Origin of the sequence: Clostridioides sp. GD02404 (assembly GCF_045898275.1) — a bacterium.
In the GTDB taxonomy this organism is placed as follows: domain Bacteria; phylum Bacillota; class Clostridia; order Peptostreptococcales; family Peptostreptococcaceae; genus Clostridioides; species Clostridioides difficile_A.
The window spans coordinates 85356-101819 of the sequence record NZ_JBJOCA010000013.1 but is presented as its reverse complement, the minus strand read 5'-3'; the positions used below and the strand labels follow the sequence as shown (position 1 = coordinate 101819).

Sequence of the window (16464 nt, the reverse complement as noted above, 5' to 3'; positions counted from 1 at the left end):
ATGTTTTACACATATGATGTATGTAATATTTTTCTCAATTTAAACTATCTTTTATTTTCATTCTTAAAATATTTTTATTCTTCATCTTTAAAATTAACTACTTCATCTAATAATTTAAAATCATCTTTTAAAGATTTATATATCTTTTTATACAATCTATGATATCTCTTGTATGTATCTACATTTTGATTTATTGGCTCTAATTTAGTTGAAGTTTTTATTATAGTCTCACAAGCTTTCTGGACATTTTCGTATATACCAGCTCCTACTAATGCAAGAATTGCAACTCCTAGTGCTGGCCCTTCACTTGAATTTATAGTATATACATCTTGATTAAACAGGTCTGCTTGCATCTGTCTCCATACTTTACTTTTTCCACCTCCACCTGAGGCTCTTACTTCATTTACTTCTATATTAAGTTTTTCTATTATATCCATACAATCTTTTAGACTATATGAAACGCCCTCCATAATTGCCCTTGCCATTTCTCTTTTAGAATGTATTGGAGATAATCCAAAGAATACTCCTCTTGCATAAGGGTCGAGATGAGGAGTTCTCTCCCCCATCATGTATGGTAGATAAAGTAATCCATTACATCCTGTTGGTACTTGACTTACTTGACTATTTATAATTTCATATACATCTTTACCTAAAGAGTTTGACACTTCCAGCTCGCTTTGACAGAAATTATCTTTAAACCATTTTAGTGACAATCCAGCTCCTTGAGTAACTCCCATAACATGCCATGTATTTGGTATTGCATGACAAAAAGTATGAACTCTACCTTCCTTATCAATTTTCGGTTCCTTTGTATATGCAAAGACTACACCAGATGTACCAATAGTAGATGAAACTATTCCATCTTTAACTATTCCATTTCCTATTGCTCCTGCTGCTTGGTCTCCAGCTCCACCTACAACTATTGTTCCTTCTTTAAGTCCTGTTAAGTTTGCTACTTCCCTAGTCACATATCCTGTAATCTCTTGAGATTCATAAACTTTACCTAAAAGACTTTTATCTATATTTAACTTGTCTAGTACTTCATTACTCCAATTTCTTTTTCTTATATCAAGTAACTGCATACCACTCGCATCTGATACTTCTGTAGCATATTCGCCTGTTAATTTGTATCTTATATAATCTTTTGGAAGAAGTATTTTATTAGTATTTTTATAAATGTCAGGCTCATTATTTCTAACCCACAATATTTTTGATGCTGTAAATCCTGTAAGCGCTGGATTGGCAGTTATTTCAATCAATCTTTCTTTACCTACCAAATCAGTTATCTCTTCACATTCTTTTACTGTACGTTGGTCACACCATATTATAGAGTTTCTTAGGGTATTCCCTTCTTTATCTAGCATAACTAAACCATGCATCTGTCCTGATAATCCAATTCCTTTTATACATTCACTGCTTATATCTGAACTTTGAATTACATGTCTTATAGATTCAACTACAGCTTCCCACCAATCATTTGCATCCTGTTCTGCCCAACCTGCTTTCTCTTGTATAAGAGGATATTCATATGTACAACTTTCTATAGTATTTCCTAGTTTATCAAATAAGACTGTCTTAGTACCTGATGTACCAATATCTACACCTAATACATACTCCAACTTCATCCCTCCTTGAGACATCACTTAATAATTATCGTTTTCCTAATTCAATTTTTTTATATTTTAGGCATATTTTACTTGCTTTATTTTTGTTAGTATATTAAACTAACTTATGAACTAATAATAAAATATTTAATTATCTTTGTCAATGCAAAATAGCCTTTTATTTTTGTCTAAAAAGTATTACAATATTATTTTAAGGAGGAATATCAAATTGGTTACTGATAAATACACTATTCGAGAAATGAATGAAAGATTGGTACTTGAACAAATTATAAAGAATGGTCCTATTTCTAGAGCAAGTATAGCCTCTACTATAGGATTAAATAAAGCAACTATATCTGCTATTACCAAAAAACTTATCGATGAGTCTCTGATTCATGAAATAGGAATTGGAAATAGTACTCATAGTGGCGGAAGAAAGCCCATACTTTTAGTATTCAACAAATGTGCAGGGATTTCTTTAAGTATGGATATTGGATATGACTATATATTTTCTTCTCTATCTTACTTAGATGGGACTATTATAAAATCTAAGAAATTAATGGATATACAAGTAAATAAAGATAATGTTATACAATTAATAGATGAAATTATAGATAGCTATAACATATCCAAAATAGATACTCCTTATAATGTAATAGGGCTTACTTTAGCTATACATGGGATTACTTGTGAAAATAACATATTATTCACTCCATATTATAACCTCAATGAGATTGATTTATATGGTATCCTAAGTAAAAAATACGACTTCCCTATTCATATAGAAAACGAAGCAAACTTAACAGCTTTAGCTGAGAGTACTTTTTCAACTGTACATAATTCACTACTTAGTCTTAGTATTCATAGTGGATTTGGTTCAGGCATTATAATAAACAATAAATTATATAGTGGTAGAAATGGCATGAGTGGCGAAATTGGTCACACTATTATCATGCCTAATGGTAAACTATGTCCTTGTGGAAATCGTGGTTGTTTAGAACAATACTGCTCAGAGAAGAAAGTGTTTGAACAAATTTGTTCTTTAGAAAATATTCCTAAAATAGACCCTGATATGGTAAAACAACTATACTATGAAGATAATGAGAATACTAAAAAAGTTATCCATGAGTTTTGTAGTTATCTATCACTAGCTATAAACAACGCTATTGCAACTTATGCTCCTGAGATAATATATTTAAACAGCCAAATAATCAGAAATATACCTGAAATATTAGAGATTACAAAAGATATGCTAGTTAGCTCTTTTAACAAAGGCATAAATATAGAAATTTCATCATTGGGTTCTGAGGCATCTCTATATGGTGGCTCTGCTGTCAATATTAAAAGCTTCTTAAATATACAAAACCTAACTTTGATGAATGAAATAAATGATAAAATAGCTGTATTATAATATTGAATAATCTGAGAACTAGCTTATTTAAGCTAGTTACATTTTTTAATATCAAATTGAATCTATCTATTACTTTTACTAAGATTGTAATAGGATAAAAAATACAACTACATCTAAATCAGCATTTACAACGGATGAATCACTTCATAAGTCACTTTATTTAATAGCTTTAAGATTATATAAGTGAATTCAAAGTCTTAGAAACTGACCTAATTATTAAATCAATAAAATATTCATCTTAATTAAATATTAGTTATAGTAATTATGAAAGTCAAAAAAGTTAAGAATATCTTCAGACATGTTCTATTTTTATAAGGATATAAATAATCTTAAATAAGGGTTATGACTATATAGCCATAACCCCTTTAAATTGTATATTCCAAAATCAAATTTATTCTGTAGTTAATACAAAATTATTTGCATTCTTTTCTCAGAAGTTATATATTAATTAAATCTTAATATATATTGTATTTATTCATCATCAGATAATAAACTTGCTGTTGGCTCAACAATAGAAATATTATCTTTACCTATTTTCTCCAGTTTTACTGCTAATTCTTTTGCGTCTGAAAAAGCTGATTCAACAACCATACCTAAATTTAGCCCTGAAATAATCTTAATTCTGTTATCACTACTAGCCTCTAATAACGCTGCATTGCATGGTGTTCCACCTAGTAAATCTACCATTATGACTATTTCTGAACTTTCCTTGTATACTTCCAAAGCCTTTTTAAGTTTTTTTATTGTTCCTTCAATTCCATCATCTTGTTTCATATTTACAGTAGGATAATCTATAGAATTTCCTATTATCATTTTTGCAGAATTTAATACTTCCTCAGCCATATTTCCATGACTCATTAAAATAATACTATTCATTTTAATACACCTCTCTAAATCTATAAAATATCTACAAGATAAGTTTTCTTGTCATCAGGTGTCATTATAGTCGTTATTTCAATTCCTTCATCTAAAAGTTTTTTAAATGCTTCTTTCTCTTCCTCTGTAACACTGATATTAGGTTTTAATACTGTTGTATCTTTTCTACTTGACATATTTCCTACATTTATATTGTGTATTTTTAATCCAGCTTCTACAAATGGAATAAGGTCAACAGGAGACTTAACAATTAATAATACATTTTGCCCTTCATACTTTCCAGCAGTAATATTTTTTATAGCAGTCTCTTCTGTAATTATGGATGATGCTATTCCAGCAGGTGTAGCCATTCTTAGAACTTGTTTTTGAACAGAATTATTAGCTACTGCATCATTTACTACCATTAATCTTGTAACACCTAACTTATTACTCCACATAGTTGCAACTTGACCATGGATTAAACGGTCATCTATACGAATATTTTTTATACCTTTCATTTCCATATCTAATATCACCCTTTCCTTATTTTAAAATACCTAATGCATATAAAATTATTGAAACAACCATTACACCTAAAATTAAGTATATAGGCTTTATGTTCTTTTTAAGAGCCCAATAAACAACTAAAACTAAAATTGCAGGAACTAGTCCAGGCATAATTTGGTCTAATATTTCTTGACCTTTCATTGTAAAGTCCCCTTGTTGAAAATTCAAAGCAACATTAGCTTTTACTACAGATGGTATTAATGCTCCCACCACCATTAATCCTAAAATAGATGTGCTCTCAGTTAAAATCTTCAAACTTTTTTCAATTGAAGATATTAGCTTAGTACCTGATGTATATCCAGCATTAAATAGTGGTATACTTAATAATTTTAACGCTACACTCACTGCAATCCATAATAAGATTCCAAATGGACTTCCATCTATAGCCATGTTAGCTGCTATTGCTCCAAAGATTGTCCATGGAATAACAACAAATAAACTATCTCCTAAACCTGCCACTGGTCCCATCAATCCTGTTTTAATTGAAGTAACAGCCTCTTCAGTATCTTCACTTGATAATTCCTCCATAGCTACATTAATACCCAAAATATAAGGTGCAACCCATGGATTAGTATTGAAAAACTGTAAATGATTTAACACAGCTTTTTGAAGTTTTTCTGGGTTATCTTTATATACTACCTTTAAAAATGGTAGTACTGCATAACAATATGCTAAAGCTTGCATCTTCTCATAATTTGAAGAAACAGAACTTGTGAAAAACCAACGCCATAGAACACTTTTCTTAACTTTTTCATTTGATTTATTTACTGATACATTATCACTCATCTTCATCCATACCTCCTGCCACAGTATAATGTTGTGCTTGATTTTCTACATTCTTTTTGTAAATTATAAGTGCAATTGCTCCTCCAATTAAAGCTACACCTAACAATGGTACTTTCATATATACTGCTAAAACAAAACCAATTACTAAATAACTAAAATACTCCTTAGCAGGAAGGTATCTAAGTAATAATCCTATTCCTACTGCTGGAAGTAATCCTCCAGCTACTGTTAAACCACCTGTTAACCATTCAGGTGTATATTTTAAAATTGTGTTAATTAAAGAAGGTCCAAATATTACAGATAAAGCAACTGGAATACCTGTTGTAGCTGCTGTTAATAATACTCCTAACATTTGCATATATGTTATATTTTTGTAATTTCCTTTTCTAGCTCCATCTTCTGCTTTATGAACTAGCCATATACCAATAGTATTTCTAAGAACATCTAACTGTACCATCAATAAAGCAACTGGAATACCTATAGAGATTCCTACAGATGCTTCTTGCTTAGTTGTAATAGTTATAAATGTTGCTACTATACTTGCTGTCTGATAATCAGGTATTGATGCTCCACCAAAGTTACTAATACCTAATGATAATAATTGTAGTGTCCCTCCGATATATAAACCTGTGTTTATATCACCTAAGATAAGACCAGTAATAAAACCTGCTGTTACTGGTTGATATGTTCCAAACATTGTTGAATTTTTTTCATAGTTTATAAAAAATCCATATACTACTATTAATAATAATTGCCATAATTGTGGTTCCATTATGATTTCACCTCGCTCAAAATATTTTTTAACTCTTCAAAGTTATATTTAGAATTTTGCTTTAAGAAAATAGGAATTTCTTCAAGAGGGCATTTAATCTCATAAATTTTTCCACCTTCATAACTGACCCCACTAAAGATATTCTCCCATGTATATCCTTTTGGCAAATATACTTTTCTACTTCTATCTTTATAATTCATTATTGGAGCAACCAAAATTTCATCTCCAAGCATATATGTATTATCAATCTCCCAAGCTTTATCATCTTTAGGAAATTCATAAAATAAAGTTCTCATAACTGGTATGCCTTCTTCATGAGCTTCTTTCATCAATTTTGATAAATAAGTTTTTATACTCTCTCTAATTTTGATAAACTTTGTAAGGATTGTTTCAACTTCTTCACCATAAGACCATATTTCATTAGGAGCTCCTGTTACCATTGAACCTCCACCTTTATTTGATAATGGTTTGCTATGAGGCAATCTATCTCCATGCATTCTTAAAATTGGTGAAAAAGTAGCATATTGGAACCATCTTACCATAAGTTCTCTAAATTCTGGGTCTTTAGGATTTCCTCCATGGAAACCTCCAATATCTGTTGTCCACCATGGTATACCTGCTAGTCCCATATTTAATCCTGTATTTACTTGATTATTAAAAGCTTCAAAACTAGAATCAATATCACCAGACCATACTAAAGCTCCATACTTTTGAGCTCCTGCCCAAGCTCCTCTTACAAGAGTTACAACAGACTCTGTATCATCATGTAAACCATGATAAATCATTTTTAAATAATCAATAGGATAAATGTTACCACAACTTAAAACATTTCCTTTTTTATATCTATAGTTATCAAAATCATAAACAGAATATCCAGGTTCAGCTACATCTAACCAATAATAGTTAATTCCAAGCTGTTTATAATTTTTATCTATTCTATCCCAAACATAGTCTCTTGCATCTCTGTTTGTCATATCTACAAATACCGTATTTCCTTGAATTTGCATTGTCATTCTGACACCGCGATTAACATTAACTAAATAACCATTTTCTAAATAATCATTGTAGTTTTCTGCATCACTTTGAACTGTAGGCCATACAGATACCATTGGCTCTACTGAATACTCTTCTTTTAGTTTCCTAACTAATTCCTTGGGATTTTTCCAATAATCTAGGTCAAATTTATATTCACCTTGTTTAGGCCAATGAAAATAGTCAATTGCAATTGATGAAAGTTTAATTCCCCTTTTAGAATATTCTTCCACAACATCTAAAACTTCTTCTGAAGTTCTATATCTTAATTTACTTTGCCATAGCCCCAAAAGGTTTTCAGGCATCATAGGAACAGTTCCTGTAACTTGAGAGTAATTTTTATTTAGCTCTTTTGGGCTTTCTCCACAAGTAATCCAATAGTCTATAAATTTCGTAGAAAACATCTTCCATTCTGTCATATTTTTGGCAAAAGATACTTTTCCAATCCCTGGATTATTCCATAAAAATCCATAACCTAAACTAGAAATATAAAAAGGAACTGATATTTGAGAATTTCTTTGTGCCAATTCTAGCACAGTATTCTTTAAATCTAAAAATTTATGTTGATATTGTCCCATTCCAAAAACTTTTTCAGAAGGCTCAGACTCAAATCTAGTAGTCACTTCAAAGTCTCCATTATAACTTGGTCGATATTCTCTTGATTTTAATTTAAGAGTAGAGTTGAAGTCTTTGGTAATTTCTATTGTACCTACATCTTCCCCACCATCATCATGTTTTACAGCTCTTAATCGAATATACTCTTTCAATAATATTTCATTTTTATCATTGTAAAAAGTGATTCTATCTCTATGGTCTAAGACAGCCTTTATCTTTCCATTTTTAATGATTACACTACCATCTTCATTTTTATTAATTATAATATCGTCTTTATTTAACTTAGGTTTTTCGTTAAGAGCATAGTTTTCATCAACAAAATTTTGGTCTACAAATGACCTGATACGTAAAGAATTTTTTCCCCATGCTTCTATTCGCAATAGTTCATTGTCAAATCTTTTTTCAATATAATCTTCAAATATTCTTACCACAGCCACCCTCCTAAATAGATGATATAGTGTTATATTTAATGTACTGTTAGGTCAACTACTTTAATAGATGAATTGATGTAGATGATTTTATCTTATCATTTATTTGTACATTAAACTAACTTACCAATAATATACTTTATTTGACTCTATTTGTCAATCGTTTTCCATAATTTAACGTAATTTTCCAATTTAATAAAAAATAATACTTTTTAATGTCTTAAATTTCTTTTAATTTATATTTTTTAGTTTGTCATGATTAGAAAGTATAACAAATCATATATTTTTAGTAATTTTTTTGTACTGCCCCATATGTATTAAATCATTCTATAATGGTAATTGGTATAATTTGAATTTGTTAGTAATTTAATTAATTAATACATGTTTTAAATATAATTTATGGATTTTATGACAAAAACAAAAGATACTAGCTTTAACAAACTAGTATCTTCAAGAGTTTTATTCTTTTAATTTTAAAATTACTACAAATTTAATTTATATAAATAATCATTTTATAAATTCATTTATATTATTATAGGTATTCAATACTCTTTTAATAGTAAATAATTATCATACTTTCTAAAAATATATTTATTTTTCTTCTTCAGATTCATCAAATCCAACTATTGGTATATTCAAATTGTATTCATTAAGTAATTTTTCCAACTCTTCTATAAAAATTCCTTTACCATCTACCATTTGTACATCATTTATTTTGTTTCTCAAATCAGTGCAACCGCATAATTCACCAGACCACTTCTCAGAACTACATGTCTTATTATAACCACAGCTTGGGCTACCATCTATTGCAATAATACTTTTTATATTGTAATTATTTTTTAAGTATTCATCAAACTGCATTATATAAGGTACCAACATTTGTCTACACTGTTCTCTAAAAAACATATTATCAAACTGTTCTTTTACATGTCCCCATCTATTTATTCCATGCATAATTATCTCTGGGCAAGGTAGTTGAATTATTCCATATCCATTATTTATTAAATCTACTGCTATATTTTGTGCACCTTTAAATTCTGATGAGCCCTCTACTTTGGAGTTACAGTTTAATATACAATGACATACTACTACAATCTCTCTACTTCTTTTCATAATAATCTCCTTAGTTATTCTTAACTTTAATAATACTATATATTTCGCCAATTATATTATTTATTTGCTCTATATTCGTAATATTCTATATAGAAATATACAATTAGTAATCTTTTATAATCTATAATATGATAAATGTATACATTTTTTAGGAGGTATTATAATTGAATACTAAAAAAATCACGTTTTCTTCAATGTGTATAGTTATTAACATTGTCTTAGGTATATTTATATCTATGATAAACATACCTTTATTATTTTTAGATACAGTTGGTACTGTACTTGGGGCTGTTGTATTAGGTCCTTTTTGGGGTGCTCTTATTGGTGGATGCACAAACTTAGTTTTAGGTGTTATATCAGGACCTACAAATATTCCTTTTGCTCTTGTAAATATTGCTCTTGGTCTTATTGTTGGTTATATTTCTAAGAAAAAAGGGTTTGGCTATAAAGAGGCTCTTATCACAGGAATAATTTTAGCTGTTGTTTGTCCTTTAATTGGTACTCCTATTTCAGTTTTATTATTTGGAGGATTAAGTGGAAGTGGTGCTGATTTATTGGTTGGTTTTTTAGTTCAATCTGGGCAGAAGATATTTACTGCTGCATTCTTTCCAAGAATTCTCAGCAATATAGTGGACAAGCCTTTATCTTGTATCATGGTTGTATATTTTATAAGTAAAATGCCTAAAGGTTTTATAAGCCAATATAGTAGAAATACGTCTAGTTCGTCTTAATGAGTTATTTATACATATGATTTCTTAATAAAGTCATAGACTTATCTTTGTATAATATTTTTTATTAGGCCTTAATATTAACAATTTAATTAGATAGTATTTAAATTAATTTAATTATCTAATTTATTACTCAAAAAGAGATATTGCAGAAACATTCAATATCTCTTTTTGTATTTCTATGTTATCCATATTCAATTGTTTATTTTAATCTACTATTAAACTATAAATTTATTCTTTATACTTGTTAAGATTATTTGACTTATATACAGAATCCTCTATATATTATAATACAATTGTAACTTTAAAACTTGTATAATATCTTTTAACTAGATTTATCTAGATACTTGAAGAACTAGTTATTTAGTTAAATAAATACACACTAAATCTTCTCTATTTTATTTTTTAATTTTTCTGTAATTGTATATAACTTTATCTCAAATGTTCATAAAATTATTTTCTTTTATTAACACTCTACTGTTCCTACTGCTTTTCCTACACATCCACAAACTTCCATTCTACTCTTAACAAACTCTTTAACTGAATCTAAACCTTTTTTACCATACTTCTTAGGGTCAATCACTTCTGGGTCAGAATTAAGTACATCCTTAACTCCATTACTATAAGCAATCCTTAATTCTGTTGCATAATTAACCTTACAAATTCCTCTTTTTATAGATTCTTTAATCATCTCATCTGGTATTCCAGACCCTCCATGTAACACTAATGGAACTGATACCACTTCTCTAATCTGGGACAATCTATCTAAATCAAGCTTTGGTTCTCCTTTATATAGACCATGTGCTGTACCTATTGCTACTGCTAGAGATGATACTCCTGTTCTCTCTACAAACTCTTTTGCTTCTAGTGGGTCTGTGTATGCTCCACCATCTCCACCATCTAAGTCGTCTTCCTTACCTCCAACTTTACCTAATTCAGCTTCAACAGGTATATCTGAAGGCATACATGCATCTACAACAGATTTGGATATTGAAATATTGTCTTCGTAACTTTCATGAGAACCATCAATCATAATAGAAGTATATCCAACTCTAAGTGCTTGCATAGCTAGTTCAAAACTTGAACCGTGGTCTAAGTGCATTGCTACAGGTATACTTGCCTTTTCTGATGCTACCTTTACATTTGCTAAATAATAATCTAGCCCTGCATACTTTATTGTTGAAGGTGTCGTTTGTAGTATTACAGGTGATTTAAGTTCCTCAGCAGCATCTATTACTGCCATAACCATCTCCATATTTTCTACATTAAATGCACCTACTGCATAATGTCCTTCTTGTGCATCTAATAATATTTGTTTAGTTGTCACTAATGCCATAATTCATCCTCCTATATACTTATACTGATTTCTTCATTATTTAATTTCGATACTATTTCTCTACTTGTTTTACTATTTAGTAACTCATTTAAAAATTCTTCGTGCATTAACTTTGAAGATAGCTGAGCCAGTGTCTTTAAGTGTAAATTATCATCACTATCTGTTGCTGCTATCATAAATATAATATTTACTAAACTTCCATCCTCTGATTCAAAATCAAATCCTTCTTTTGATACGCCTACTGCTACACGTGGTATTTTTACTGCATCTGTCTTTGCATGTGGTATAGCTATCCCCATCCCAAAACCTGTAGACGATATTTCTTCTCTCTTATAAATTTCTTCTTTAAATTTATTCTTATCTGAAAGAACACCTGATTTATCAAGTATTTCAACCATCTCATCAATTACATCTGCTTTCTTTTTTCCCTTAACATTTAAAACTACTGTTTCTTCATCATATAAAGTTATGCCATTAGATACGTTTTCCAATCTTGTAATGTTATCTGTGCTTTTATGTCTATTTTCATTTTTAATTTCAGTTGAATTTTCTGTAGTAGTTTTGTTATTTACTACTTTAGGTGTAACCACCATATAAAGTATGGCTCCTACTAATGAACCTACCAATATACACCCTACCCATAAAAGTGGCTTATTGACTAATCCTAGAACCAAAAATCCTCCATGTGGAGCTGGTACCTCTATTTTCATTATATAAGTTAAAATTGCTGATATTGATGAACCAATCATAAGTACTGGCAACACTTTTAATGGATTCTTTGCTGCAAAAGGTATTGCTCCTTCTGTTATATGAGTACTACCTAGTATATAGTTAATTAACCCTGCTGCTCTATCTTCTTCTGTAAATCTGTTTTTAAATAAAGTAGATGCTATTGCTATTACTAATGGTGGTGTTATACAAGCTGCAGATACACCTGCCATAAATAAATAGTTTCCTTGTCCTAGAAGCATTGTTCCAGTTACATATGCTGCTTTATTCACTGGACCTCCCATATCAAATGCTGACATACAACCTATTACGATTCCTAATATTATAGGACTTGAATTTTGTAATCCTGAAAGGAAGTTCATCATAGCATTGTTAAGTGCTGAACATGGCCCTCCAAGCAATAACATAACTACACCGACAAAACCTACACTGACTATAGGGATTATAAAAATTGATTTAAGACCTTCTAACTGTCTTGGTAATTTTCTTAATATATGTACAAATAAATTTACTAAGTAACCTGCTAAAAATCCTGCTATAATTCCACCTAAAAATCCTGAACCTGTGTCAAAGGATATCATTCCTCCAACAAGACCCGCTAACATACCAGGTCTTCCTGATATAGATTGAGCTATAAATGCTGCTAATACAGGAACCATCAAATTCATAGAATATCCACCAACAGATTTTAATGTAGCTGCTATCTGATTATACTGTTCTGAATTTGGGTCAAATGAGTAAATACCCCACAAAAATGATATGGCAGTTAGTACTCCACCTGCTACTACTAAAGGTAACATATGAGATACACCATTCATTAAGTCCTTATATAACTTTTGACCAAATGATAAATTACCTTCTTCTTTAAGTTTGCTACTTGATGTACTTCCTTTTCTAATAGGGGCTTTCTCATCAATACATTTTTGTATAAGTTCAGTAGCTTTGTGTATACCTTCTTTGACAGGTACTTCTATTACTGGCTTTCCATTGAATCTATCCATATCGACGTTTTTATCACAAGCCACTATTATTGCATCTGCCATTTCAATATCTTTTGCTGTTAGTTTATTTTCTACTCCTATAGCTCCATTCGTTTCAACTTTTATATCACAACCTAATTCTTTGGCAGCTTTTTTTAATGCTTCTTCTGCCATAAAAGTATGAGCTATCCCAGTTGGGCAACCTGTTACACCTAGAATCATCCTCTTACCCATTTTTATACCACCTTTCTAACTTTTATATTTTTTATATAATCTTCTACATTCTCCAAATTACCTATACCATTACTTTCAGCTACACTTGCACCTGTTGCTGATGACCTTTTTAATGCATTTTCAATATCTTCTTGATTTTCTAACCATATACTCAAAAAAGCAGCCAATGCAGAATCTCCAGCACAAGCAGAACTAACAACTGTAACCGGTTGAGTACTAGCATAATAAATCGATTTTCCATTATAAAAATAAGAACCCTTTTCCCCTAGAGTTAGCAAGATATTTTGAGCACCTTTCAAGTGTAATAGCTTAAGTACATCTTTAATATCTTCTTCATCTCTTACAATAATTCCAAATATATCTTTGATTTCTTCATCATTTGGCTTTATCAAATATGGATTATATTGTAGTAATTCCTTTAGTTTTGGTGAACTTATATCCAGTATTATTTTTATATTTTTATTTTTACAAATTTTAAATATCTCTTCATAGTAATTATCATCAATTCCAGGTGGTAGACTCCCACTTATCGATAGATGACTTATATCTTCTAGAGACTCTATCTTCTCCAACATATCTAGCTTTTGTTTTTCATCTACATATGACCCAGAGTTAACAAATTTAAACTCGTCACTCCCATCATTTAAAAATATATTTATACGAGTCGTATCTTCTACCCAAGTGGGTAATACATCAAACCCTCTTTTTTCACTTTCCTCAACTATATATCTTCCTGAAAATCCTCCAAAAAAACCTAATATTTTGGATTCTATACCATAATGACCTAGTACAAATGATACATTTAGACCTTTTCCATTAGGAGAATATATAGCATTAGATGTACGATTTACTAATTTGCTTTTTATACCATTAGTAGATATATTCATGTCTATTGCTGGATTAGTAGTTAATGTATATATCATTGTCTTCCCCCTTGCTTCTGTTGTGTATATTTTCATTATAATAAAAAAGTCTATGAAAATCTTTTCACAAATAGAAAATCGATTTTCATAGACTCTTCAATTTAATTCTCAGAATTATTATACCTAACCATATAGTCTATAATTATCCTAGATATAATATACAAGGGTAACCTAGATGATACTTCATATTCAGAAATTGATATATGCTCATGCTTATATCCTACAATATATAAATCTGAATACTTTATAAGTTTTGCATTTTCACTACAACAACATGTTATAACTTTAGCTCCTCCTAAATTGGCATTTTGTGCTGACTCTACAAGTTCCACAGTATTTCCATTCAATGAAAAAATAATTATAAGCTCATCTTTTTTTATTGATTTAGATTTTATTTTCATTATATTAGGGTCATTTATAAAGACCACATTGAAATCGAGCAGTTGCAATTTAAGACTAAACTCTTTTGCTACATATTCAGTAAGTCCTCTTGCTAAAATATATATCTTACTAGACTCGTTTATAGCTTTTATTATATTAATTAATGTAGTTAAAGATATTTGTTCTATAACCCTTTGTGCTTCAATAAAAGATTTATTTATTATATCCCCCATATTTTGTATATCATCATTTTCATCTTTTACTGTTAATCTATACCTTAGTTCATTAAATCCATTTAAACCACATTTTCTAATTGCCCTTGAAACAGTTGCTGGAGATGAATATGTTTCATGAGCAATCTCTACTATAGATAATTCTGGTAATATCGACTCATTTTCATTTATAAATTTAATTATTTCAAGTTCTGTCTTGGTTAGATTTTCAGAATTACTTTTGTTTAGCTCAATTATCATATTTTTCTCTCCTTATATCTAAGTTTGTCTATCTAATTTTATCAAATATTATATAAATAATATATTCCCTCTTAACTACTTATTTTTATACACAATTAAGATTTAGTCAATGTCTATATATGTAAATTTATAATATCATAATTTCGTACTTCAATTTATTATAATATTCTGTAATAAAAATAAACAGGCTATACCACTGAAAAAATCTATATTCAGGTGTATTAGCTTTCTTTTTTATCTAGCATCTCTTATTTTTAATATGACTTATTTCCTAACTGTTGTACACTAGTTATGAGATTAAATATTTGTATTGTGGTAGCAGTCATATTATCACTAGCAATTTTTTTATCCATAGCCTCTTCTATTGTCATAGCTCTATTTACTATAGAAAAATAAGCATCTATGCCGTCTTCATTACACTTAACTGCATCTTCTGTTGTTGCTCCAGCCAAACCTATTACTTTTATCCCATATTTTTTAGCCAATTTTGCAACTCCTATTGGTGCCTTGCCCATAGCAGTTTGCTTATCCAATCTACCTTCTCCTGTTATTACAAAGTCTACATCTTTCAACTCATCCTCTAATTTAATTTCTTCTAATATTATTTTTATGCCAGATTCTAACTTTGAATTTAAGAATCCTAAAAAGGCAAATCCTAATCCACCTGCTGCTCCTACCCCTTCTACATTGGCTATATCTTTGTCCAAATCATTTTTAACTACATTAGAAAAATTTCTAAGCCCATTATCTAACTCTTCAATTATTTCTCGTGTTGCACCTTTTTGAGGTCCATATATGTATCCAGCTCCATTTTCTCCAAACAGTGGATTGTTTACATCACAAGCTATTTTAAAGTTACATTCATCTAATTCTTTTAGTCTATTATCTATTTTTATGTGTCTTATTTTGTTTAAAACTTTTCCACCTAAATCTACTAATTTATTATTCTTATCATAAAACTCAAACCCTAAAGCTTGAAGCATACCTACTCCTGCATCATTGGTAGCACTTCCACCTAATCCTACTATAAAATTTCTACAGCCCTTATTTATTGCTTCTTTTATTATTTCTCCAACACCATAAGTTGTAGTGTATAAAGGATTTCTAAGTTCAGTTGGGACTAATGTCAATCCTGATGCTTGAGCAATTTCTATTATTGCAGTATTAGTATCTTTTAATAATCCATATGTCGCATTTACTTTCTTAATTATTGGCCCAGTAACTTCTATAGTTTCTTTTGTCCCATTCATTCCTTGAACTAAAGCATCTACTGTTCCTTCACCACCATCAGCAAGTGGTAGTATCTTTACTTTTGCATTTTTTTCAACTTTTAATATCCCTTTTTTGATTGCATTTGCTGCTTCAATTGAGGATAAACTCCCCTTAAAGGAATCTATAGAGATTAATATTTTCATATTTATCTACTCCTTATTTTAATATACGATTTTATAATATTAATAAAAGAGGTATTACCGATTTTCAAGTAATACCTCTTTG

At 29.7% G+C, this 16464-nt stretch carries 14 protein-coding genes; 2 read left to right on the top strand and 12 right to left on the bottom strand.

Translation table 11 applies throughout. The features are described 5' to 3' along the window. Positions 1 to 74: 74 nt before the first annotated feature. Entirely contained in the window at positions 75 to 1625 is a 1551-nt protein-coding gene (xylB, locus tag Q3287_RS09925) for a xylulokinase (protein WP_176702542.1), read from the bottom strand. Positions 1626 to 1833: 208 nt separating this feature from the next. Here xylB and Q3287_RS09920 point away from each other — a divergent pair, with 208 nt between their 5' ends. After that, positions 1834 to 3015, top strand: coding sequence for an ROK family transcriptional regulator (locus Q3287_RS09920; protein ID WP_227832069.1), 1182 nt, complete (start codon positions 1834 to 1836; stop codon positions 3013 to 3015). A gap of 471 nt (positions 3016 to 3486) precedes the next feature. On the opposite strand, the gene Q3287_RS09915 is transcribed toward Q3287_RS09920, so the two are convergent. From Q3287_RS09915 to Q3287_RS09890, 6 genes are all read right to left on the bottom strand, one after another. Continuing rightward, entirely contained in the window at positions 3487 to 3891 is a 405-nt protein-coding gene (locus Q3287_RS09915; RefSeq protein ID WP_054271575.1) for a PTS sugar transporter subunit IIA, read from the bottom strand. A gap of 20 nt (positions 3892 to 3911) precedes the next feature. Then, on the bottom strand, positions 3912 to 4394 hold the full coding sequence (locus Q3287_RS09910) for a PTS sugar transporter subunit IIB (RefSeq protein ID WP_044213929.1): 483 nt from the start codon (positions 4392 to 4394) through the stop codon (positions 3912 to 3914). A 19-nt stretch (positions 4395 to 4413) separates the two neighbouring features. Then, positions 4414 to 5229, bottom strand: coding sequence for a PTS system mannose/fructose/sorbose family transporter subunit IID (locus Q3287_RS09905; RefSeq protein ID WP_223153229.1), 816 nt, complete (start codon positions 5227 to 5229; stop codon positions 4414 to 4416). Further along, positions 5216 to 5995, bottom strand: a complete 780-nt coding sequence (locus tag Q3287_RS09900; RefSeq protein ID WP_021385973.1) for a PTS sugar transporter subunit IIC — start codon at positions 5993 to 5995, stop codon at positions 5216 to 5218. The genes Q3287_RS09905 and Q3287_RS09900 overlap by 14 nt, the downstream gene beginning before the upstream one ends. Continuing rightward, a complete protein-coding gene (locus tag Q3287_RS09895; protein ID WP_407964016.1) occupies positions 5995 to 8073 on the bottom strand; it encodes a TIM-barrel domain-containing protein in 2079 nt (692 codons plus the stop codon). The genes Q3287_RS09900 and Q3287_RS09895 overlap by 1 nt, the downstream gene beginning before the upstream one ends. Positions 8074 to 8661: 588 nt before the next feature. Continuing rightward, positions 8662 to 9183, bottom strand: a complete 522-nt coding sequence (locus tag Q3287_RS09890; protein ID WP_407964015.1) for a CD3072 family TudS-related putative desulfidase — start codon at positions 9181 to 9183, stop codon at positions 8662 to 8664. A 164-nt stretch (positions 9184 to 9347) separates the two neighbouring features. On the opposite strand from Q3287_RS09890, the gene Q3287_RS09885 reads away from it, so the two are divergent. Then, positions 9348 to 9914 (top strand): CD3073 family putative ECF transporter S component, encoded by a 567-nt coding sequence (locus tag Q3287_RS09885; protein ID WP_054271578.1) that lies wholly within the window; start codon positions 9348 to 9350, stop codon positions 9912 to 9914. Positions 9915 to 10377: 463 nt separating this feature from the next. Here Q3287_RS09885 and gatY read toward each other — a convergent pair whose 3' ends face one another. The 5 genes from gatY to Q3287_RS09860 all read right to left on the bottom strand — a co-directional run bounded on the left by gatY (position 10378) and on the right by Q3287_RS09860 (position 16382). After that, positions 10378 to 11247, bottom strand: coding sequence for a tagatose-bisphosphate aldolase subunit GatY (gene gatY / locus Q3287_RS09880; RefSeq protein ID WP_407964014.1), 870 nt, complete (start codon positions 11245 to 11247; stop codon positions 10378 to 10380). An 11-nt stretch (positions 11248 to 11258) separates the two neighbouring features. Continuing rightward, a complete protein-coding gene (locus tag Q3287_RS09875) occupies positions 11259 to 13190 on the bottom strand; it encodes a fructose-specific PTS transporter subunit EIIC (protein ID WP_407964013.1) in 1932 nt (643 codons plus the stop codon). A gap of 2 nt (positions 13191 to 13192) precedes the next feature. After that, positions 13193 to 14113 carry a 1-phosphofructokinase family hexose kinase gene (locus tag Q3287_RS09870; RefSeq protein ID WP_054271581.1) on the bottom strand — a complete coding sequence of 307 codons (921 nt, stop codon included), beginning with the start codon at positions 14111 to 14113 and terminating at the stop codon, positions 13193 to 13195. A 101-nt stretch (positions 14114 to 14214) separates the two neighbouring features. After that, positions 14215 to 14967: a MurR/RpiR family transcriptional regulator gene (locus Q3287_RS09865; RefSeq protein ID WP_054271582.1), complete on the bottom strand. Its 753-nt coding sequence runs from the start codon at positions 14965 to 14967 to the stop codon at positions 14215 to 14217. Positions 14968 to 15221: 254 nt separating this feature from the next. Continuing rightward, complete coding sequence (locus Q3287_RS09860; RefSeq protein WP_054277542.1) at positions 15222 to 16382, bottom strand: glycerate kinase; 1161 nt, start codon at positions 16380 to 16382, stop codon at positions 15222 to 15224. Between the last annotated feature and the right edge of the window lie 82 nt (positions 16383 to 16464).

What these genes read in the sequence shown, in the direction of transcription:
- Q3287_RS09900 (WP_021385973.1), bottom strand. Translation starts at nt 5,995, where the DNA reads ATGGAACCACAATTATGGCAATTATTATTAATAGTAGTATATGGATTT.
- Q3287_RS09915 (WP_054271575.1), bottom strand. Translation starts at nt 3,891, where the DNA reads ATGAATAGTATTATTTTAATGAGTCATGGAAATATGGCTGAGGAAGTA.
- xylB (WP_176702542.1), bottom strand. Translation starts at nt 1,625, where the DNA reads ATGAAGTTGGAGTATGTATTAGGTGTAGATATTGGTACATCAGGTACT.
- Q3287_RS09875 (WP_407964013.1), bottom strand. Translation starts at nt 13,190, where the DNA reads ATGGGTAAGAGGATGATTCTAGGTGTAACAGGTTGCCCAACTGGGATA.
- Q3287_RS09865 (WP_054271582.1), bottom strand. Translation starts at nt 14,967, where the DNA reads ATGATAATTGAGCTAAACAAAAGTAATTCTGAAAATCTAACCAAGACA.
- Q3287_RS09860 (WP_054277542.1), bottom strand. Translation starts at nt 16,382, where the DNA reads ATGAAAATATTAATCTCTATAGATTCCTTTAAGGGGAGTTTATCCTCA.
- Q3287_RS09870 (WP_054271581.1), bottom strand. Translation starts at nt 14,113, where the DNA reads ATGATATATACATTAACTACTAATCCAGCAATAGACATGAATATATCT.
- Q3287_RS09890 (WP_407964015.1), bottom strand. Translation starts at nt 9,183, where the DNA reads ATGAAAAGAAGTAGAGAGATTGTAGTAGTATGTCATTGTATATTAAAC.
- gatY (WP_407964014.1), bottom strand. Translation starts at nt 11,247, where the DNA reads ATGGCATTAGTGACAACTAAACAAATATTATTAGATGCACAAGAAGGA.
- Q3287_RS09905 (WP_223153229.1), bottom strand. Translation starts at nt 5,229, where the DNA reads ATGAAGATGAGTGATAATGTATCAGTAAATAAATCAAATGAAAAAGTT.
- Q3287_RS09910 (WP_044213929.1), bottom strand. Translation starts at nt 4,394, where the DNA reads ATGGAAATGAAAGGTATAAAAAATATTCGTATAGATGACCGTTTAATC.